The organism is Candidatus Fusobacterium pullicola, assembly GCA_018883725.1.
Taxonomy (GTDB): Bacteria; Fusobacteriota; Fusobacteriia; order Fusobacteriales; family Fusobacteriaceae; genus Fusobacterium_A; species Fusobacterium_A pullicola.
Genome location: JAHLFN010000076.1, coordinates 62,693 through 83,622, shown reverse-complemented (window position 1 = coordinate 83,622; position 20,930 = coordinate 62,693). Strand labels below are relative to the sequence as shown.

The 20,930-nt window shown below is 28.5% G+C and carries 18 protein-coding genes and 2 riboswitches; of the genes, 16 read left to right on the top strand and 2 right to left on the bottom strand.

Annotated elements, in window-relative coordinates; genetic code table 11:
• The first annotated feature begins 2 nt into the window (after positions 1-2).
• The 12 genes from IAA47_08860 to thiE all read left to right on the top strand — a co-directional run bounded on the left by IAA47_08860 (position 3) and on the right by thiE (position 12,615).
• Positions 3-191, top strand: a complete 189-nt coding sequence (locus IAA47_08860; GenBank protein ID MBU3843071.1) for a hypothetical protein — start codon at positions 3-5, stop codon at positions 189-191.
• Positions 175-534, top strand: a complete 360-nt coding sequence (locus IAA47_08855) for a hypothetical protein (GenBank protein ID MBU3843070.1) — start codon at positions 175-177, stop codon at positions 532-534. The genes IAA47_08860 and IAA47_08855 overlap by 17 nt, the downstream gene beginning before the upstream one ends.
• A gap of 424 nt (positions 535-958) precedes the next feature.
• Complete coding sequence (locus IAA47_08850) at positions 959-3,553, top strand: cation-translocating P-type ATPase (GenBank protein ID MBU3843069.1); 2,595 nt, start codon at positions 959-961, stop codon at positions 3,551-3,553.
• Positions 3,554-3,655: 102 nt separating this feature from the next.
• Positions 3,656-4,747: a ParA family protein gene (locus tag IAA47_08845; GenBank protein ID MBU3843068.1), complete on the top strand. Its 1,092-nt coding sequence runs from the start codon at positions 3,656-3,658 to the stop codon at positions 4,745-4,747.
• Positions 4,748-4,760: 13 nt separating this feature from the next.
• Entirely contained in the window at positions 4,761-5,474 is a 714-nt protein-coding gene (locus tag IAA47_08840) for a hypothetical protein (GenBank protein MBU3843067.1), read from the top strand.
• Positions 5,475-5,501: 27 nt separating this feature from the next.
• Positions 5,502-7,784: an NADPH-dependent glutamate synthase gene (gene gltA / locus IAA47_08835; protein ID MBU3843066.1), complete on the top strand. Its 2,283-nt coding sequence runs from the start codon at positions 5,502-5,504 to the stop codon at positions 7,782-7,784.
• 62 nt (positions 7,785-7,846) lie between these two features.
• A riboswitch (TPP riboswitch) is annotated at positions 7,847-7,945 on the top strand.
• A 77-nt stretch (positions 7,946-8,022) separates the two neighbouring features.
• Positions 8,023-9,300, top strand: coding sequence for a phosphomethylpyrimidine synthase ThiC (gene thiC, locus IAA47_08830; GenBank protein ID MBU3843065.1), 1,278 nt, complete (start codon positions 8,023-8,025; stop codon positions 9,298-9,300).
• A gap of 9 nt (positions 9,301-9,309) precedes the next feature.
• Positions 9,310-9,525 carry a sulfur carrier protein ThiS gene (thiS, locus tag IAA47_08825; GenBank protein MBU3843064.1) on the top strand — a complete coding sequence of 72 codons (216 nt, stop codon included), beginning with the start codon at positions 9,310-9,312 and terminating at the stop codon, positions 9,523-9,525.
• 50 nt (positions 9,526-9,575) lie between these two features.
• Positions 9,576-10,361 carry a thiazole synthase gene (locus IAA47_08820; GenBank protein ID MBU3843063.1) on the top strand — a complete coding sequence of 262 codons (786 nt, stop codon included), beginning with the start codon at positions 9,576-9,578 and terminating at the stop codon, positions 10,359-10,361.
• Positions 10,351-11,463 (top strand): 2-iminoacetate synthase ThiH, encoded by a 1,113-nt coding sequence (gene thiH, locus IAA47_08815; GenBank protein ID MBU3843062.1) that lies wholly within the window; start codon positions 10,351-10,353, stop codon positions 11,461-11,463. The genes IAA47_08820 and thiH overlap by 11 nt, the downstream gene beginning before the upstream one ends.
• Positions 11,460-11,996 (top strand): sulfur carrier protein ThiS adenylyltransferase ThiF, encoded by a 537-nt coding sequence (gene thiF, locus IAA47_08810; protein ID MBU3843061.1) that lies wholly within the window; start codon positions 11,460-11,462, stop codon positions 11,994-11,996. Before thiH ends, thiF begins: the two co-directional genes overlap by 4 nt.
• Positions 11,986-12,615, top strand: coding sequence for a thiamine phosphate synthase (gene thiE, locus IAA47_08805; GenBank protein ID MBU3843060.1), 630 nt, complete (start codon positions 11,986-11,988; stop codon positions 12,613-12,615). The genes thiF and thiE overlap by 11 nt, the downstream gene beginning before the upstream one ends.
• A 125-nt stretch (positions 12,616-12,740) precedes the next feature.
• On the opposite strand, the gene IAA47_08800 is transcribed toward thiE, so the two are convergent.
• Together IAA47_08800 and IAA47_08795 are read right to left on the bottom strand one after the other, a co-directional pair.
• Positions 12,741-13,532, bottom strand: coding sequence for a glucosaminidase domain-containing protein (locus IAA47_08800; protein ID MBU3843059.1), 792 nt, complete (start codon positions 13,530-13,532; stop codon positions 12,741-12,743).
• Positions 13,533-13,784: 252 nt separating this feature from the next.
• Positions 13,785-14,774: a hypothetical protein gene (locus IAA47_08795; protein ID MBU3843058.1), complete on the bottom strand. Its 990-nt coding sequence runs from the start codon at positions 14,772-14,774 to the stop codon at positions 13,785-13,787.
• Between the two features lie 138 nt (positions 14,775-14,912).
• Between IAA47_08795 and IAA47_08790 the strand changes: the two genes are divergently transcribed.
• The 4 genes from IAA47_08790 (at position 14,913) to IAA47_08775 (ending at position 20,929) form a co-directional block, all read left to right on the top strand.
• Positions 14,913-16,427, top strand: a complete 1,515-nt coding sequence (locus IAA47_08790; protein MBU3843057.1) for an ABC transporter permease subunit — start codon at positions 14,913-14,915, stop codon at positions 16,425-16,427.
• Between the two features lie 63 nt (positions 16,428-16,490).
• Entirely contained in the window at positions 16,491-17,447 is a 957-nt protein-coding gene (locus IAA47_08785) for a Gfo/Idh/MocA family oxidoreductase (GenBank protein MBU3843056.1), read from the top strand.
• A gap of 15 nt (positions 17,448-17,462) precedes the next feature.
• Entirely contained in the window at positions 17,463-19,010 is a 1,548-nt protein-coding gene (locus IAA47_08780) for an ATP-dependent helicase (GenBank protein MBU3843055.1), read from the top strand.
• A gap of 150 nt (positions 19,011-19,160) precedes the next feature.
• Positions 19,161-19,332, top strand: a riboswitch (cobalamin riboswitch).
• Between the two features lie 115 nt (positions 19,333-19,447).
• Complete coding sequence (locus IAA47_08775; GenBank protein MBU3843054.1) at positions 19,448-20,929, top strand: cobyric acid synthase; 1,482 nt, start codon at positions 19,448-19,450, stop codon at positions 20,927-20,929.
• Position 20,930 lies beyond the last annotated feature (1 nt).

The window sequence follows — 20,930 nt, the reverse complement described above, 5'->3', positions numbered from 1 at the left end:
ATATGTGGGGAATTGTAGCTAAGTTTATTAAAGCTATGGCTGTAAAATATTTATCGGCAGTAGTAGTTGAAAAGATAGTTATTTGGGGGTTAGGTGTTTTAGTAAAACAAACTAAATCCAAGGCAGATGACGAGCTATATGAGATAGTATTCGGGAAATTGAAAGGGGAAAAAGATGTGGGAAAAAATTAAAGATAATGCACTATCCACAATTGTTACAGTTCTTATAACTGGAGTAGTATCAATTATGGGGAGCTCACTGGCTAATAAGAATAAAACCTTAGAAGAGTTTGGAGAGGTGAAGAATCAAATCGCTAAAAATTTTGATTCTTTAAATGCTAGACTAGATACAGAGTTAAAGTTGATAGACTTAAAAAATAAAATGCAGGATGAAAAAATAGCGGAGCTGGAAAGAAAAGTAGCTTTATCAGCAACTCAAGAACAAATGCTAAATTTATCCCAGCAACAAAAAGAAACTACAGATAGAATTGAAAAAAAGTTAGATGTAGTGTATGAAAAGCTGATTTATAAATAATTTAGGTATGTTTAAAAAAATTAAATTTAAACTTGCTAAAAATCAATAGGGTTTCATTCGGTAGCACACAAATAGAACACAAATTAGAAAAAGCTGATTTAAAAAAATCTTTCAAACACTGTAAAAATAAGGATTTGATAAAATTATAAAAGTAACAAATTTAGAGAAAAATTATCTGGGGAAGATAGTAAAAGCTCTTGACTTTTAATAAAAACTATGATATTATTAGAACGTAAATAAGATAGAAAGATAGTAGTATTAAGAGGGAGTAGTTAAAAATATAGTATCAACATCACGGAGTCTAGGACTTTCTGGTACTGTATACCCAAGTGGTAACAAGACTTTTAATACGGAGTTTTATATACTTCGTATTAAAAGTCTTTTTTTATTAATTAACAATAATTAAAAATATAAAGGAGGATTTATGAAAAATTATTTTTCAAAGTCAAAAGAGGAAATTTTAAAAGAGTTTCAAGTAACAGAAAAAGGTTTGACTAGTAATGAGGTAAAGGAAAGATTAAAAAAGTATGGGAAAAACCAATTAAATGAGGAGGAAAAAGTTAGTACTTTACAAGTATTTTTATCACAGTTTAAAGATTTTCTTGTAATTATTTTAATAATTGCTTCAATTATTTCAGCAATATCAGGGAATATAGAGAGTACAATAGTTATTCTTGTGGTAATTATTATTAATGCAATATTAGGAACAGTTCAACATATTAAAGCTGAAGAATCAATAAATAGTTTAAAATCTTTATCATCTCCTAAGACTAAAGTTTTAAGAAATGGAGAAAAGATAGAGCTTTCATCTGAAGAGATAGTTCCAGGAGATATAATTTTTATAGAGGCAGGAGATTTAGTACCTGCTGATGGTAGAGTATTAGAAAGTTTTTCACTTTTAGTAAATGAAAGTTCTCTTACTGGTGAATCTGAAGGAGTAGAAAAAAGAAGTGAAGTAATACCAGTGAATGAATTAGCATTAGGAGATCAAAAAAATATGGTATTCTCTGGTAGTTTAGTAAGTTATGGTAGAGGGGTAATACTAGTAACAGCTACTGGTATGAATACTGAATTAGGAAAGATAGCAAAATTATTAGAATCGACAAAGGAGAAAACAACTCCATTACAAGTTTCTTTAGATAATTTTGGTAAGAAATTGTCATTAGGTATAATTTTACTATGTGGAGTAATATTTGCAATCAATTTATTCCATGGAGTAAAAATATTAGATTCTTTAATGTTTGCAGTGGCTTTAGCTGTTGCAGCTATTCCAGAGGCACTTAGTTCAATAGTAACAATTGTATTAGCTATAGGAACACAAAAATTATCAAAAGAGAATGCTATTATTAAAAATTTAAAATCTGTAGAAGCTTTAGGGTGTGTAGGAGTAATATGCTCTGATAAAACAGGAACACTTACACAAAATAAAATGACAGTAAAAAAAGTTTATGTCAATGGAAAAATAGTAGAGGAAAATGGATTAGATTCTAATCAAATGGCAGAAGATATTATATTAAAACAATCAATTTTATGTAATGATGCTACAAATGAAGTAGGGGATCCAACTGAGATAGCTCTAATAAATTTAGCTGAAAAATATGATATTGATTATAGAGAATTAAAAGATAGATATCCACGTTTATCTGAAATACCATTTGATTCTGATAGAAAACTTATGAGTACTCTACATGAAATTGATGGAAAAATGGTAATGTTAACAAAGGGAGCTCTAGACTCATTACTTCCAAGATTTAAATCTATATTAGAGAATAATGAAATAAGAGAAATCACAAAAGATGATATAAAAAATATAGAAAAAGTAAATAATACTTTTGCTGAAACAGGACTTAGAGTATTAACTTATGGTTATAAGATTTTAGAGTGTGAAAAAGATATATGTCATGAGGATGAGAATGGATATATATTTGTAGGATTAGTAGGAATGATTGATCCACCAAGAGTTGAATCAAAAGAAGCTGTAGCAAAATGTATAATGGCAGGAATTAAACCAGTAATGATAACTGGAGACCATAAAGTAACTGCTAGAACAATAGCTAAAGAGATAGGAATATATCAAGAGGGAGATAACGTATTAGAAGGTGTAGATGTAGAGAGAATGTCTGATGAAGAATTAAGAGAAAAAGTAGAGCATACATCTGTATATGCTAGAGTATCTCCTGAACATAAAATAAGAATAGTAACTGCATGGCAATCTTTAGGAAAAATTTGTGCTATGACGGGAGATGGAGTTAACGATGCTCCAGCTTTAAAAAGAGCAGATATAGGAATAGCAATGGGAATAACAGGAACAGAGGTTTCTAAAGATGCTGCCTCTATGATACTTGCTGATGATAATTTCTCTACTATTGTTAAAGCTGTAACAACAGGAAGAAATATATATGCTAATATAAAAAATTCAATAAGATTTTTACTTTCAGGAAATACTGCTGCAATTTTAGCTGTAATTTACTCTTCTTTTGCTGGATTACCAGTAATATTTGCTCCAGTACATCTTTTATTTATAAATCTATTAACAGATAGCTTACCAGCTATTGCTATTGGAATGGAGCCATCACATGGAGAAGTTTTAAAGGAAAAACCAAGAGATCCAAAAGAACCAATTCTTACTCAAGCTCTTTCAGGTAAAATTTTAACAGAAGGGTTATTAATAGCTATTTTTGTAATGATAGGATTTTATCTTGGATATGGTGAAATGCACGATGCTTTAAAAGGAAGTACAATGGCTTTTGCTGTGTTATGTTTAGCTAGACTATTCCACGGATTTAACTGTAGAGGAAATAGTTCAATTTTTGGTTTAGGATTTATGAGTAATCCATTTTCAGTAGTTGCCTTTTTAATAGGATTTGTTTTATTAAGTGGCGTTTTAATGATACCAGCATTACACGGAATATTTGAAGTAGCTCCATTAGGAATAAATGAGATTGTATCTATATATGGATTAGCTTTTATTCCAACTGTTATTATACAAGTTGCTAAATATATTAAATATAGAAGATAATATAAAATAGTTGAAATCATACCAAAAATGTGTTAAAATATCTATAACAAAAACTAACTAAGTCGCATTCATGCGACTTAGTTTTTTATAGAGGAGTTGCAAATGAAGAAAAAAGTTGGTCTATTTTATAAAAAAAATGGAAGTTTTAATAATGCAGTGCTTACTGTAGATAAGAATATAACAGAAGCCTTAAATGTTAGTAAAGAGGAAAATGAAATAGTATTTTCTATGGAAAATAGAATAATCACTTTAACTAAGGGTAGATGTGAAGAAGAGATAGAGGAAAAGGATATTCATGGAAATCTTTTAAAATATAGAAAAAACGTAAATATAAATTTTAGTAAAGTATATAAGGATAAAGATTATTATGTTGCTAAATTAAATATTCCATTTGGAGTTGTTGATACTTTAAAAATAACTAAAGAGAGTAATGATGTAACTGTAACAATTGGAGATAAGTTTGTTACTATTGATAGAGAAGAGAGAGTAGGAAAGGTATATACTTTAAAGGTAAATAAAGGTGGAATAGGAAAAACTTTTTTAACAGTTCAATTAGCTCATGGACTTACTATGAAAGGAAGTAAAGTAATGATACTTACATCAGACTCTCAAAATAATATTATAGATTTTACAATTCCAGAAGATAAGCAAGAGAGAGTTGAATTAAAAAAAGGATTAAGAAGTTGGGTTATGACAGGGAAAGGGGACAAGATAAATCTAAGAAAAAATTTAGATTTTATACCACTTGAAAGTTCAGTCTTTACAGAGAGATTTTTAGAGAAGTTACCTCTTTTCATAGAGCATTTAAAAAGAGAGTATGATTATGTATTAATAGATAGTATACCTACTATGAAAATAGATACGGAATTTGTAAAGTGCTCAGATAAAATTATAATTCCAGCGTTTTGTGATATTCCAACTCTTAAAGGAGTAATTAATGTTATAGAGGAAGCTGGAGTAGAAAAAATACAAGCTATTTTAGTAAATCTGTATAGAGCAACTGTTACTCAAAAAGATATTTTAAATAAATTAAAAATGATGTTAGAGGATACAGATGTGGTTTTCCCAGAGCCCATAAAGGAAACTTCAATTATAGAAAGTTTGGTAAAAAAGGGGAAAACTGTATGGGAAAGTAAATCAAAATCAGTAGAGGAAGCTCAAAATAGCTTGTTAGATATAATAATGGAGATGTAGAGCAGGAGGATAAATGAGTACAGCAGAAGAAAGATTTCAGGCAATGATGGCAAAAAGAAAGAAGACAAAAGAGACATCAGAGAAGATAGAGCCTACGATAATTAAGGGAGAAAAGAATAATAAAAAAGATATAAAAGAGATATTTTCAATAGAGGATAGTGTATTTAACTCCTTAACTAATGATATTGAATTAATAGAGTATTTGAAAAATAAGTCGTTAGAGATGTTAAAAATACAAGGAAATAATATAATTATGTTAGGAAAGAACCTGACAGAAGTTTTTGAAGAATTAGGGAGAAAAGGGAGTCCAGAAGGCTTATACTTAAAATACTTAGAATTTAATGGATATAAAAAAGACACAGCATTAAGACTTAGAAAAAGATATGAGCTATTTAAAAAGAGTAAATCAGATGTTGTAAAACAGATAATTGCAATATTGCCTGTAAGAAGTATAGAGCAATTATATAAAGAGCAGGATAAAATCTTACTAGAGCTAGAACAGAAAAGTGAGGATTTAACATACAAAAAGGTGTTGGATATTCTTAAGAAAAATAATGAAAGTATTGAATTAAAAGATAAGATAGAAGAAGAGGTATCATATAGTTTTAACTTTGAAAGAATAGATAGTTTATATAGAAGAATAAATAATAAATATGATGAATTAGATGAAAAGAAAAAAGAAAAAATAGGAAAATTATTTTTTGAAATAGAAAAACTTTTAAAATAAAGTGGAATGTAGATAGGGGGATATCTTATGTATAAAATTTTAAGTAAGAGATGGCTAACTAAGGATATTTGCTATATGGATATAGAAGCAAGAGAGTTAGCAATGGGAGCAAAACCAGGGCAATTTTTGATTATAAAAACTGATGAAAAAGCAGAAAGAATACCACTTACAATTTGTGATTTTGATAAAGAAAAAGGAAGTGTGGCAATAGTTTTTCAGGTTGTTGGAGAAGGAACTAAAAAAATGGCAAATTACAATGAGGAAGAATTCTTTCAAGATGTTGTTGGACCATTGGGACAGCCAAGTGAATTTTTAACTCTTCCATTAGAAGAACTAAAAAATAAAAAATATCTTTTTGTAGCAGGAGGAGTAGGAACAGCACCTGTATATCCACAGGTTAAATGGTTTAAAGAAAATGGAATAGCCGTAGATGTAATAATTGGAGTAAGAAGTAAAGATATACTGATATTAGAAGAGGAAATGAAAAAAGTAGCAGAAAATCTGTATGTATGTACAGATGATGGAAGTTATGGAGTAGCTGGTAGAGTTACTGATGTGATACAAAAATTAGTAGAAAATGAAAATCAAGAGTATGATCATGCAATAGTAATTGGTCCGATGATAATGATGAAGTTTGCATCATTAAAGTGTAGAGAATATAATATAGCGAATACAGTTAGTCTAAATCCATTAATGGTAGATGGAACTGGAATGTGTGGAGCTTGTAGGGTTACAATAGATGGAAAAGTTAAATTTGCTTGTGTAGATGGTCCAGAATTTGATGGAGATAAAGTGGATTATGATGAAGCAATGAGAAGACAGATGATGTATAAGAGTAGTGAAGGAAGAAATATTTTAGAAATAGAAGATGGAGAAACACATCATAATGATTCATGCCCTATGCATAGTGATTTATCTGAGATAAAAGGTAGAGTGCCAGCAAGAGAACAAGAGCCAAATAAAAGAAATAAAAACTTCTATGAGGTGTGCTATGGATATAATTTAGAGGAAGCTAAATTAGAAGCAAATAGATGTTTAAATTGTAAAAATCCACTATGTGTAAAAGGATGTCCCGTATCAATAGATATTCCAGGATTTATTCAAGAGATAAAAAGAGGAGATATAGCGGAAGCTAGTAAAGTTATTTCAAAATATTCTAGTTTACCAGCAATTTGTGGAAGGGTTTGTCCTCAAGAAACTCAATGTGAAGGAAAATGTATATTAGGAATAAAAGGAGAGCCTGTATCTATTGGAAAATTAGAGAGATTTGTTGGGGACTGGGCTATTAGAAATAATACTCAAGTAGAAATAGCTGATAAAAAAGAGGAAAAAGTAGCTATAATCGGAGGAGGGCCAGCAGGGCTAACTGCAGCAGGAGATTTAGCTAAATTAGGATATGATGTAACAATTTATGAGGCATTACATAAATTAGGTGGAGTTTTAAGTTATGGAATACCAGAGTTTAGACTTCCAAAGGAAGAGATAGTAGATAAAGAGATTGAAAAACTATACTCTTTAGGAGTTAAGGTTCATACTGATACCTTTGTTGGAAGAACATTTACTGTTGATGAGTTATTGGATAGAGATGGATATTCAGCTGTATTTATTGGAAGTGGAGCAGGCTTACCTAAATTTATGAATATACCAGGAGAGAATTTAAATGGTGTTATATCAGCAAATGAATTTTTAACAAGGGTAAATTTAATGAAAGCTAATAGAAAAGATTACGATACTCCAATAAAAATAGGAAAAAGAGTTTTTGTTGTAGGTGGTGGAAATGTGGCTATGGATGCTGCTAGAACGGCAAAAAGATTAGGAGCTGATGTAACTATTTTATATAGAAGAGGAGAGGCAGAACTACCAGCTAGACGTGAGGAGATACATCATGCAAAAGAGGAAGGAATAAATTTTAAGTTTTTAGTAAATCCAATTGAAATACTTGGAGATGAAAAAGGCTGGGTTAAAGAGATAAAGTGTGTAAAAATGGAATTAGGAGAGCCAGATGAAAGTGGAAGAGCAAAATTTTCTATAATAGAGGGAAGTGAATTTACTTTAGAAGGTGAGACAGTAATTATGTCGTTAGGAACATCTCCAAATCCATTGATTGCTGATACAACAAAGGGATTAGCAACAAGTAAATGGAAAGGAATAGAGGCAGATGAAAATGGAAAAACTTCTAGAGAGGGAATTTTTGCAGGAGGAGATGCAGTAACTGGTGCTGCTACAGTAATATTGGCAATGGAGGCTGGAAAGAAAGCCGCAGCTGAGATAAATAAATATCTTAGTGAAAAAAGAAAGAATAAAAGATAAAATAAAAAACTTGACAAATAAAAATAATAAGTATATAATCAGCATAGAAAAAGAATATTTTTATGAATTGCTAGGGGAGCCAGTAGGCTGAGAAAGAGTAATCTTGACCCTTAGAACCTGATATGGATAATACCAGCGTAGGGAAGCAATATATTTTATAGGTATTTTTATATTTATTAAATTTATAGCTCTGTACATTGGTACAGAGCTATTTTTTTATGTGAATTTAGGAGGAGATATGTATTCAACACAAATGGAAGCAGCTAAAAAAGGAATATTTACTAAAGAGATGGAGGTTGTAGCTAAAGATGAAAAGATAGAAAGAGAAGAATTGTTAGATAGAATAGCAAAAGGAAGTATTGTAATTCCAGCTAATAAAAATCATAAGAGTATATATCCAAGAGCAGTTGGAGAAGGAACTAGAACTAAGATAAATGTTAATTTAGGAGTATCAGAAGATTGTTGTAATTATAATGGAGAAATGAAAAAAGTAGAAAAAGCTATAGAGTATGGAGCAGATGCTATAATGGATTTAAGTACTTTTGGTGATACACAAAAATTTAGAAGAGAGTTAGTAAAAAAATCATCAGTTATGTTAGGAACTGTACCAATGTATGATGCTGTAGCTAAACTTGGGAAAAATATAAAAGATATGAGTGTAGAAGATCTATTTAAAGTAGTAGAGATGCACTGTGAAGATGGAATTGATTTTTTAACTATTCATGCTGGTTTAACTAAGACTTGTATAGAAAGATTAAAAAGTAATAAAAGATTAACAAAGATAGTAAGTAGAGGAGGTTCAATACTATTTCAGTGGATGGTACTAAATGATAGAGAAAATCCTTTTTATGAGTATTTTGATAGATTACTTGATATATGTAGAAAATATGATGTAACACTTAGTTTAGGAGATGGATTAAGACCAGGAAGTATAGCAGATTCAACTGATGCTCCACAGATACAAGAACTATTGATTTTAGGAGAATTGACAAAGAGGGCATGGGAAAAAGATGTACAAGTGATGATAGAAGGACCAGGACATATACCTATACATGAGATAGTTACTAATATGCAAATAGAAAAAAAACTTTGTCATAATGCTCCATTTTATGTATTAGGACCGTTAGTAACAGATATAGCACCTGGGTATGATCATATAACAGCAGCAATAGGTGGAGCTATAGCAGCAGCAAATGGAGCAGACTTTTTATGTTATGTAACTCCAGCTGAACATTTAAGACTTCCAACATTAGAAGATATGAAAGAGGGAATAATGGCTTCTAGAATAGCTGGTCACGCAGCAGATATAGCTAAGGGAATAAAAGGAGCAAAAGAATGGGACAATAGAATGAGTAAATATAGGGGAGAATTAAATTGGAATGGAATGTTTGAGGAGTGTATTGATTCAGAAAAAGCAAAAGAGTATAGAAAATCATCAAAACCTATAGAAGAAGAAGTTTGTACAATGTGTGGAGATTTATGTCCAATGAAAAGATGTAATGAAATATTAGATTAAGGTGATAAAGTGGAGATTATTTTAAATGGAGAAAAATATATTTTAGCTGAAGAGAATCTTACTATTGACGAATTTTTAGCTAAATTATCAAGAGAATGGAAAATAGATTTATCAGAGGCAGTTATTCTTATAAATGATGAAATAGTGAAAAAAAGTGAATGGAAAACTCAAAAATTAGCTAATAATTATCACCTAGAAATTTTATCTTTCGTTTCTGGAGGGTAGTTTTATAACTGATAATATAGGACAAAATAAAAAAGTTGTTGGAGGAAAAGATGGAAAAGTTAATTTTAAAAGGAAAAGAATTTAATAGTAGATTATTAACAGGAACAGGAAAATTTTCAAATAAAAATTTAATAACTCCAATGTTAGAAAGTAGTGGTTCACAAATTATAACAATGGCTTTAAGAAGAATAAATTTTCGTAATCCTAAAGAGAATATACTCAATTATATTCCAAAAAATATAACTTTGCTACCTAATACATCGGGAGCAAGGACAGCTGAAGAAGCAATAAAAATAGCAAGAATAGCTAGAGAGGCAGGATGTGGAGAGTTTATAAAAATTGAGATAATAAATGATAGTAAATATCTTATGCCAGACAATAATGAAACAATAAAAGCTAGCAAGATTTTAGCTAATGAAGGTTTCATTGTTTTACCATATATTATGCCAGATTTAGTAGTAGCTAAAAAATTAGAAGATGTTGGAGCAGCAGCAGTTATGCCATTAGGTTCCCCAATTGGTTCAAATAGAGGAATATTAAGTAAACCTTTTATTGAAATGTTACTAGAGAATAATAGAGTACCTATAATTGTAGATGCTGGAATAGGAAAGCCATCAGATGCGGCTTTAGCTATGGAAATGGGATGTGATGCAGTATTAGTAAATACAGCTATTGCTATAGCAGAAGATCCGATAAAAATGGGAAGGGCTTTTGCATTAGCTGTTGAAGCTGGAAGAGAAGCTTTTTTAGCACAATTAGCTGAAGAGAAAAGGTATGCTAGTGCATCTTCACCACTTACAGATTTTTTATTTAAAGGTACAGAAAATGAGCTATAGCTATTATGATGAGTTAACAAAATGGAAAGATTTTGATTTTGAAAGATATTTTGATTTAGTAAGTGAAGAAGAAATACTAGTGAGTATAGAGAAGGATAGGCTATCAATATATGATTACTTAAATCTTCTCTCTCCCAAAGCTCAAAAATTTTTAGAAAAAATGGCATATAGAGCTTATAAAATTACAAGACAATATTTTGGAAATGTAATAAGTCTATATATTCCAATTTATGTATCTAATTATTGTACAAGTAATTGCATATATTGTGGTTTTTCAAAGAAAAATCATATAGTTAGAAGGCATATGAAATTTGAAGAGATAGAAAAGGAAGCGGAAGAGATAGCTAAAAGTGGAATAGAAAATATACTACTTTTAACAGGGGAAGCGAAAGGGCTAGTTGATAAAGAATATTTAAAAGGTGCAATAGATAAATTAAAAAAATATTTTTCATCAGTTTCTATAGAAGTAATGCCTTTAGAAGAAAAAGATTATAAATATTTAGTTGAAAATGGATTAGATGGGCTTACAGTATATCAAGAGACTTATGATGAGAATAGGTATGCTGAAGTACATCTATCTGGAGAGAAGAAAGATTTTAAATATAGATTGGCTACTCCAGAAAGAGGGGCAAAGGCAGGTATAAGATCAATAGGAATAGGTGCTCTTTTAGGATTAGGAGATATAAGGAGTGATGCTTTTAAAACTGGATTACATTTAAAATACTTAATAGAAAATTATCCAAATAGTGAATTTAGTATTTCTTTTCCTAGAGTCAATAAAGCTGAAGGAAATTTAAAGGATAGTTATATAGTTGATGATATTACTTTTGTACAGATAATACTAGCTAATAGAATTTTTCAACCAAGTGCTGGAATAACTATATCAACAAGAGAAACTCCAATGATGAGAGATAATCTTTTAAAATTAGGAGTTACTAAATTTTCGGCTGGATCTAAAACAGAAGTAGGAGGATATTCACATAATAATCAATCTACTCCTCAATTTGATATAACAGATAATAGAGATGTTAAAGATATAGTAGAAAGTATTAGAAAAAAAGGATTAGAAGTAAAGTTTAAAGAATGGGAGATATTGAAATGAAAATAGGAATAGCTGGAGTAGGAGGAATAGGTTCAAATGTTGCTATGCATCTAGTTAGAAGTGGAGTAAAAAATTTGAAGTTTGGAGATTTTGATGTTATAGAAAATTCTAATCTAAATAGACAATTTTATTTTGAAGAACAAGTAGGTAAAGAGAAAGTTGAAGTATTGAGAGAAAATCTTACCAAAATCTCACAAGGTAGCTATGAAAGTGAAATAATAAAATTTGGAAAAGAAAATTTAAAAAATTTTTTTAAAGATTGTAATATTATTATTGATGGATTTGATAAAAAAGAATTTAAATCTCTATTATTAGAAGAAGTATTTGATGGAAAAAAAATATTGATAATGGTATCCGGGATTGGTGGAATAGATTCATCAAATATTCAAATAGTAAAAAAAATGAAAAATCTTTATATAGTAGGAGATATGAAAAGTGATATATCAGAATTTAAGACCTATTCTCATAAAGTAAATATAGTAGCTAGTAAAATAGTGGAAATAATATTAAAGGAGTTAGAGTATGCGGAATAGAATAGAGATTCCAAATGGAATATATGGAATAACAGGAGATAATTTTTCAAAAGGAAAGAGTAATTATCTTTGTGTTGAAGAGATGATAAAAGGTGGAATAAAGATTATTCAATACAGAGATAAAATAAAAAATACAAGAGAAAAGATAGAAGAAGTAAAAGAAATAAGAGAACTGTGTAGAAGAAATGGAGTAATTTTTATAGTAAATGATAATGTTGATATAGCAGTTCTTGTAGATGCAGATGGAGTACATGTGGGACAAGAGGATATGCATCCAGATGATATTAGAAAAATTATAGGAGAGAATAAAATAATTGGACTTTCTACTCATTCACCAGAACAAGCAAAAGAAGCGGAAAAAAATTTAAATATTGACTATATAGGAGTAGGGCCAATATTTCCAACTACTACAAAAGATACTTCACCAGTAGGGATAGAGTATTTGGAATATGTAGCAAAAAATCTAAAAATCCCTTTTGTAGCAATAGGAGGAATAAAAGCACATAATATAGATAATATCATAGCTAAAGGAGCACAGTGTATATCTCTTGTCAGTGAAATAGTTGGAGCAGACTCTATTGTGGATAAAGTTAAAGAATTACAAATTAAATTCCTATAATTAATAATTATAAAATTAATATAATAAAATAAAAAAATGGGAGATAAATATACAAATAATCAATCAAGATTAGAATTAAAAGTATATTATCTCCCATTAAGTTATTTTATAAAAATAGTTACACTTTATTTATTGTAGTTATCATATTTGGTAAACTCATTATAATTCATAGTATTTATAACTTTTTTTACGTATTTTTCTCCCTCTTCAGAGTATTTTATAAGTCCTTGTGCAACAACTTGAGGGGGTTGGTTCTCATTAAGTAATTTTCTAAGTGTTTTGTAAGAGTTATTTCTTGAAAGATTTAAGACAAAATCCGAAACAGAATCTTTTACACTTTCATATTTTTTTAAATGAGGAACAAATCCATTATCTCTAACACCCTTAGCTGGAATTCTAGGTTCATTTGGATCTGTTGACCAAACACCAAATAGGTTATTCCCCTCTCTAAAAAATCTCGAAGTAGCCCAAGCACTTTCAATAGCACCTTGAGTAAGAATTAAAGATGTAGGATAAATAATTAAACGATAATTAAGCTCATCAAAATTTCCATATTCAACTCTATAAGTCTTAAAAAGATTTTCAAGATAAGTTTGCTCTTCAGGTGTTAAATTTTCCTTTTGTGATAAAGTTTTTACTATCTCTCTATTGTTTTTTATTTCTGCATTAACAACATCAATAGCTGGAAGTAAAATTGCTATAAAAGTATTCTTTTTTGTTATAGTTGATAATTCTCTTAGATCAACATTTACATTTGTAAAAACATATAATTCGTTAGAGTTTTTCCAAGTATTAATATCCTCTAAACTATTTAATTTAACTTTTTTATATTCTACTTTAGGAATACTACTTTCTCCATAAAGAAAAGTTCCTAGAAGGAATATAAAAATACAAGTTAATAATTTTTGTAATCTCATCTGTACACTCTCCTAAAAAAAATAATCAGGATTAGTATAACAAAATAAATAACATAAGTAAAGAAATTTTTATTCTTTTTTCAAAAATATTTTAATAGTTATTTATAAAAAATGTAACCATCTAAAAATAAGTCCTATAATTAATAGTTATAAATTAAAATAAATTTAAAAACATTTACTTTAAATTCCAAAAAATTAAAAGAGTAATTAATGAAACTCTTTTTTCGAATTCCAAAAATTACTCTTTTAACATTATCTGAAAAAACCTATTATATAATCCTCTACTCCTATCTCTACATCTAAATTTCCACTCTTAATACTGTACTCTAAATAAGTTAATTCTTTTAATTTTTTTCTTAAGAAAAACTCATCAAAAATATCAATATTTTTTAATTTTAGAAAAAGTGTATACGGGTGAGGATAACCTCTATCTGTTAAGAAAAACATCTTTATATTCTCACATATTCCCTCATTAAACTTTTTATATGAGATATTTTTATTTAAAATATTATCTTGGGCAAGAGATGAAAGCTTGAGATAAAATATTAATTCCTCAGCTATTCCATATATAAAATTGTTATGTAACTTTTCCTTTGAAACAAAGTGAAGTAAATCTTTTGTATTTTTTGAGATAAGAAAATTCTCAATAAGATTTTTTAAATTATACTCCTCATTAATAGATAGAAGAGGTTTAACTTTTTCAAGATTAAAACTATCTCCATCTAAAAAACTTTTAACTTTTTCTACTTCATTTTTTACTTTAAAAAAATCATCTCCAACTAACTCAACAAACTTTTCAGCTTCATATTCTGAAATATTTAATTCGTGTTGAATATAGAAAATAATAGCTTTCTTCTCATTCTCTTTTCTGAAACAAATTATTTCAGCTATCTCTTGGAAACTATCCAAAGTTTTTTTAGGAATTGGATTTTTAATTTTTCCGTAATCATTTAAAAACTCTTCGTAAACAATTACTATCTCTTTTTGAGCTAAGTTATACATTTTTAAAGATTTGGCTATACCATCTAAATTTTTAAAATCTTCAGCTCTCTTTAAAATTATTAATTCCTTAGGTGAAAAAATAGAGTTAGTAGATATAGAGTCAAAAAATAAAGTAACTTCATCTAAGGAAGCATCAAAAATTTTCTCCGGTATAGAGGGATTGTTACTCTTTATCTTATCTATAATTTCTTCGTATTTTATCTGCAAAGGAGCTGTATCTCCGTGTAAAAAATATATCATAAATCCACCTTTTTTATTAAGTTTATATTAGATCTTACCATAAAATATAAAAAAAGAAAAGGAGAATAATAGTAAAGATAGTAAAAATTTGATATAATTTACAAGAAATAGATTTATATAGAAAGTGAGAATAAAATAATGAAAAGAGATTTGGGAAAGTATATAGTAAATGGAATATATATAGTATTGTGGCTAACTCCAATTTACTTTTTTGCTAAGGATTTTTTTGAGATATCTAGCTTAGAAATTTTAAAGGAGAGATATCTTAAAGAGGTAGTAATGTTTTCTATAAAACAGGGATTATATTCGACAATAATAGCTTTGTTAATTGGATTAATACCTGCCTATTATACTGCATATAGGAAAGATAACATTTCAAAGTTAATACAGGGATTGGTTTTTATTCCTTTTTTCTTTCCTGTGATATCAATAGTTACAATTTTTTCAATTATATTTAATCTTCCATTAATAAAGGAGTGGAATATCTTATATACTCTTAAAGGAATTATAGTTGCTAATGTTTTTTATAATTCTCCAATATTTGTAAAATATATAAGTGAGGGATTAAAAAAAATTCCAAAGGAGTTGGAAGAGGCTATGAGAATAGATGGCGCAGGAGCTTTTATTATTTTTTTAAAAGGACAGCTCCCTATTATTCTTCCTCAAATATTCAGGGCCTTTATTTTAGTATTTACTTATTGCTTTTTAGGGTTAGGAATAATTTTATCCTTAGGTGGAATAAAATATTCAAATATTGAAGTGGAGATTGCTAATACCTTAATGGGAGGAGCAGATTTTTCAAAAGCTATGATTTTAGGTGGAATACAGTTTATAATTCTTCTAGCATTAAATTTTTTAGGCTTATTTATAAAAGAGTATGAAATTTATGGAGAACAGGAAGAAAAAAATTTAAATCCACTATTTAAGATATATTCATTAATATATATGTTATTTCAATATGGGGTAATTATATTAACATTCCTCTTATCTTTTGTTAATCAATATACTGGAAAATTTTCAATAAAAGCTTACTATAATCTTTTTTCCCATGAGTTTAATGAAAATTATGAAATAATAAATAGTATAATCAATTCTTTTGGAATTTCAGCTATTGTTAGTATAATAACAGTTTTTTTAATATACGTTATAATAAAAAACTATAGCAGGTTGACGGATATAATTATATTTTCAAATATGGGAATATCTGGAGCTTTTCTTGCTATAACTCTATACTATATGAATATATTATTTAATATTCCACTTATTATACTTTTAGCTGTTGGTTATATTATAGGAGCTATCCCTATTGGATATTCTTTTATGTATCAATATATAAAAAAATTTCCAATAACAATATTAGAAGCAGCTGAATTAGATTGTAAAAATTTTTATCAAAGATTTAGATATGTGGATTTTCCAATTTTAAAAAATATATTTATCTCCTCTTTTCTCCAAATTTTTGCTGTTATATTTGGAGAGTTTACAGTGGTATATACTATGCAACTAGGAGATATTCTTCCAATTGCTTCTTTAGTAAACTATTCATTAGTAAGTAATAAAAAATATATGGAAAGTTCAGCATTTTCAGCTATTATACTTTTTATAGTATTAGGAGCTTTTTTATTAGGAGAATATTTTAAAGAGAGAGATTGATTTTTTTTAATTCATAAGCTATACTCAATTTAGAAAAATATATAAATATAAGGAGCTAAAAAGATGATAAAGTTTGGAATAATAGGAACAAGTAGTATCAGTGAAAAATTTATAGATGCTTTACAGAATACAAATGGGTGTAAGGCATATGCTATTCTATCAAGAGATGAAAATAAAGGTAAAAATTTTGCTGAAAAATTTGGAGTGACTAAAGTATACACAGAACTGAAAAAAATGCTAGAGGATATTGAGATTGATGCTATCTATATAGCTTCACCTAATGGGAAACATTTTGAACAAGCAAAGCTCTCACTTGAAGCTAAAAAAAATGTAATCTGTGAAAAACCAATAGTACCAACTGTAAAAGAGTTTGATATATTGAAAGATATAGCCTTAAGAAACAGTGTGGTACTTATGGAAGCAATGAGACCAACTACTAATCCAAATTTTAAAATTATAAAAGAAAATTTAGATAAGATAGGAGTAGTTAGACAGGTTATGCTGAAATATTGTCAATATTCATCAAGATATGATAAATTAAAGTCTGGAGAGATTACAAATATTTTTGATAAAAATATGGCTGGAGGAGCTTTATATGATATTGGGGTCTATCCTCTATATTTTACTTTGGCTATGTTTGGAGAACCCCAAAATTATATTGGAAGTAATTACTTATTAAGTACTGGAGTAGATGGTTGTGGAACTCTTCTACTGAATTATGATGATAAAGTAGCAGTAGTATCTTATTCAAAAATTACTGATGAAAAAACACCTTCTGAGATAATTGGAGAAAAGGGATCTATTGTTATAGATAAAGTATCTAGTGTAAAAGGAATAACTATCAAATATAGAGATGGAAAAGAGGAAATCTTAGGAACTACTCTATATGAAAATGATATGAGATATGAGATAGAAGAGTTTATAAAAACTATTAATTCTAAAAAAGTAGAGTCGGAGTTAAATAATTTTACAGTTTCAAGAAAGTGTGTTGAGATAATGGAAGCTCTTGCTAATAAATAGTAGGGGGTAGATAAAATGTGGGGAGTTTTAAAAAATTTATTTAGTAAAGATAAAAAACAAGAGGTAAATATACGGGAGAGGAATATAAAAAGAAGCAAAATTTCTCCATTACAAAAAAGTATAAAAAGATTAGAAGAGAGAGAGGTAAAATATGTAGATACCTCTCTTTTATCTAAAAACTATAAAATAAAATACCAATCTCTTCTTAATGAAGAGCAAATAAGAGCTCTTCTCTCAACAGAGGGACAGTATCTTGTTATAGCAGGAGCTGGTTCTGGAAAGACAAGAACAATTGTGTATCGTACCGCTTGGTTAATAGAAAATGGAGTAGCACCTGAAAAAATTTTAATGATAACATTTACAAGAAAAGCTAGTGAAGAGATGAAAGAAAGATTAAAGAATATTTTGGGAACAAATAAGTTAGAAACGACTGTAACAACATTTCATTCTTTCTGTGCAAAGTTAATATATAAGTATAAAAATCTTTTTGAGATACAGAACCTTAATATATTAGAAGATGGAGAAAGAGAAAAAATTATTGCTAGAATAATCGCAAAACTTCAACTGGATAAGAAGTTTAAGGGAAAGTTTTATAGTGCTGAAGAGCTTTCTAATAAATTGGAAAAATTAGAAATAAGAAAATTAAAATTAGATGAAATTTTTGAAAAAGAGTATATAGATGATATCCTAGTTATTAAGTCCGAATATAAAAAATATAAAAAGAAAAATAATTTATATGAATTTGAGGATTTAATCGATATGGTTGTAAAAAAATTTAGAGAGAATAGAGAGTTTTTAACCCTAATACAAAAAAGTATTGAATATCTAGTTGTAGATGAATATCAAGATAGTAATTTAAGTCAAAGAGAACTTTTAAAGCTTCTCATAGGAACAGATAAAAATCTTATGGTAGTTGGTGATGATTATCAGAGTATTTATGGATTTAGAGGAGCAGATTTTACTAACATTTTAAAATTTGGAGATGACTTTCCGAATGCTCAATTGATTAAATTGGAAAAAAATTATAGAAGTAGTGAAGAGATAATAGAATATATAAATAGAATATCTCAAAATTTTGAATTAAAATATAATAAAAAGGTTATTGGAACTGAAAGAAAAGTTGCCAAGGTAATAAAAATATCTTTTAAAGATGAAGAAAAAGAGGGAAGATATATTTGTGAAAAAATTATAGAGTATAGTAAAAAAATTTCCTATGAAGAGATAGCTATATTATTTAGAAATAGGTACTCTATAAAGGTGTTAGAAAAATTATTACTTGAGTATAAAATACCATATTATAAAAAAGAGACAGATAAAAAAATAGGTGTAGCCCTTTACTCCATACACTCATCTAAAGGATTAGAATGGGAGGTTGTTTTTATTCCTGTTCTTTTAGACGGAATATTCCCAAGTGGAATAGATGAAGAAACTCTTGAAGAAGAGAAGAGACTCTACTATGTAGGATGCAGTAGAGCTAAATCATATCTTCATTTAAGCTATCCAAAATTTCATTATGAAAAACTTGGATACTTTGAAAGAAAATCAAAATTTTTAGATTATTAGTGAAGAGAAATAAAACATAAGCATGTATCATTTTAGAAAATAGTAATTATTGATATAATAAATATCTTATATAACTCAAAATAAGAAATAATATATATACTTCAGAGTATTTCTTTTCTTGACGAGATTATTTAAGATAAGGTATAATGGATAAAAAGAGTCGAGATAAGTAAAGTTTTAAGTAGAGGGAAACAAGTGAAAATCTTGTACGGTCCCGCCACTGTAATGAGGACGAAAGTACATTATCCACTGAGAAATTGGGAAGGGGTATGAGTAGGTAGAATCAAAGTCAGGATATCTCGCTTAAAATATTTAACTATCCTGCGCGGACGGGAGGAGTAGAAAAATGATAAGAAAATATTTTTTGAGCCACATTAATCAATTAAATGGGAAGAACTTCCCATATTTTTTAATGTGGTTTTTTATTGGGGTGAAAAATGAAACATAGGAATATTATGGTAGTAGGAACTTCATCAGGTGCTGGAAAAAGTATTACTGTAACAGCTTTATGTAGAGTATTAACAAAAGATGGATATAAAGTATCTCCATTCAAATCTCAAAATATGGCTTTAAACTCTTTTGTTACAAAGTCTGGGTTAGAGATGGGAAGAGCTCAAGTAGTGCAAGCATATGCTTGTATGATAGAGCCAGAAGCGTATATGAATCCAATTCTATTAAAACCTACAACAGATAGAAAAATTCAAATTATAGTCAATGGAAAATCTATTGGAAACATGAGTGGAATAGAGTATGGTAAATTTAAAACATCTTTAAAACCAGAAATTATGAAATCATATGATTATATAAGAGAAAATTATGATATATCTATACTTGAAGGAGCAGGAAGTCCAGTTGAAATAAATATTAAAGGTGAAGATATAGCAAATATGAAAATGGCGGAGATGGCAGATTCTCCAGTAATCTTAGTAGCTGATATAGATAGAGGTGGAGTTTTTGCATCTATCTATGGAACTATAATGTTGATGTCAGAAAAGGAAAGAGCAAGAGTAAAGGGAGTAATTATAAACAAGTTTAGAGGGGATATAAATATTTTGAAATCTGGATTGGAAGAGATAGAAAAATTAACTGGTATTCCTGTGATTGGAGTGATGCCTTATACTAATGTGGATATTGAGGACGAAGATAGTGTAACAGAAAGATTTAAGAGATTACAAAAGAAAAAGGGAATAAATATCTCTGTTATAAAATTAAAACATATTTCTAATTTTACTGATATAGATGCCTTAAGAATGGTTGAAGATATAAATATAAAATATATAAATTCTGTAGATGAAATGGGAGAAGAGGATATCATTATTATCCCGGGAACTAAAAATACAATTGATGATTTAAAAGAGTTAAAGGATAATGGAATAGCAACAGAGATTATAAAAGCTTCAAAGAATGGTAAGGTAATAATAGGTATCTGTGGTGGCTTTCAAATGTTAGGAGAAAAAATAAAAGATCCATATGGAATTGAAAGTGAAATTAAAGAGATACCAGGATTGGGATTATTAGAACTAGAAACAGTAATGGAAAAAGAAAAAAATACTACACAGTATGAAGGGAAGCTTTCTAATTGTACAGGATTACTTGAAGGACTTGAAGAAGAAGAGATAAAGGGATACGAAATACATCAAGGAGTAACTTTTGGAAATGAAAGTAAGGTCAATGATGAAGATAGAATAGTTACTGTGGTAAAGGGAGAGAATATCTTTGCAACATATCTTCATGGAATATTTGAGAATGAAAAGATAACTAGAAATATACTAAACAAAGTGAGAGCAAAAAAGGGAATCGAACTTCAAATGAAAGGAATAACATTTGATGAATATAGAGAACAACAATTAGATAAATTGGAAAAGATTTTTAGAGAAAATGTTGATATTGATAAAATATATGAGATATTAGGAGAATAAG

Excerpts from the sequence above, each read along its gene's own strand:
- thiH (MBU3843062.1), top strand. The coding sequence starts at position 10,351 with ATGAGCTATAGCTATTATGATGAGTTAACAAAATGGAAAGATTTTGAT.
- IAA47_08820 (MBU3843063.1), top strand. The coding sequence starts at position 9,576 with ATGGAAAAGTTAATTTTAAAAGGAAAAGAATTTAATAGTAGATTATTA.
- IAA47_08800 (MBU3843059.1), bottom strand. The coding sequence starts at position 13,532 with ATGAGATTACAAAAATTATTAACTTGTATTTTTATATTCCTTCTAGGA.
- thiE (MBU3843060.1), top strand. The coding sequence starts at position 11,986 with ATGCGGAATAGAATAGAGATTCCAAATGGAATATATGGAATAACAGGA.
- gltA (MBU3843066.1), top strand. The coding sequence starts at position 5,502 with ATGTATAAAATTTTAAGTAAGAGATGGCTAACTAAGGATATTTGCTAT.
- IAA47_08845 (MBU3843068.1), top strand. The coding sequence starts at position 3,656 with ATGAAGAAAAAAGTTGGTCTATTTTATAAAAAAAATGGAAGTTTTAAT.
- thiC (MBU3843065.1), top strand. The coding sequence starts at position 8,023 with ATGTATTCAACACAAATGGAAGCAGCTAAAAAAGGAATATTTACTAAA.
- IAA47_08850 (MBU3843069.1), top strand. The coding sequence starts at position 959 with ATGAAAAATTATTTTTCAAAGTCAAAAGAGGAAATTTTAAAAGAGTTT.
- thiF (MBU3843061.1), top strand. The coding sequence starts at position 11,460 with ATGAAAATAGGAATAGCTGGAGTAGGAGGAATAGGTTCAAATGTTGCT.
- IAA47_08840 (MBU3843067.1), top strand. The coding sequence starts at position 4,761 with ATGAGTACAGCAGAAGAAAGATTTCAGGCAATGATGGCAAAAAGAAAG.
- IAA47_08790 (MBU3843057.1), top strand. The coding sequence starts at position 14,913 with ATGAAAAGAGATTTGGGAAAGTATATAGTAAATGGAATATATATAGTA.
- IAA47_08855 (MBU3843070.1), top strand. The coding sequence starts at position 175 with ATGTGGGAAAAAATTAAAGATAATGCACTATCCACAATTGTTACAGTT.
- IAA47_08795 (MBU3843058.1), bottom strand. The coding sequence starts at position 14,774 with ATGATATATTTTTTACACGGAGATACAGCTCCTTTGCAGATAAAATAC.
- IAA47_08860 (MBU3843071.1), top strand. The coding sequence starts at position 3 with ATGTGGGGAATTGTAGCTAAGTTTATTAAAGCTATGGCTGTAAAATAT.
- IAA47_08780 (MBU3843055.1), top strand. The coding sequence starts at position 17,463 with ATGTGGGGAGTTTTAAAAAATTTATTTAGTAAAGATAAAAAACAAGAG.
- IAA47_08775 (MBU3843054.1), top strand. The coding sequence starts at position 19,448 with ATGAAACATAGGAATATTATGGTAGTAGGAACTTCATCAGGTGCTGGA.
- IAA47_08785 (MBU3843056.1), top strand. The coding sequence starts at position 16,491 with ATGATAAAGTTTGGAATAATAGGAACAAGTAGTATCAGTGAAAAATTT.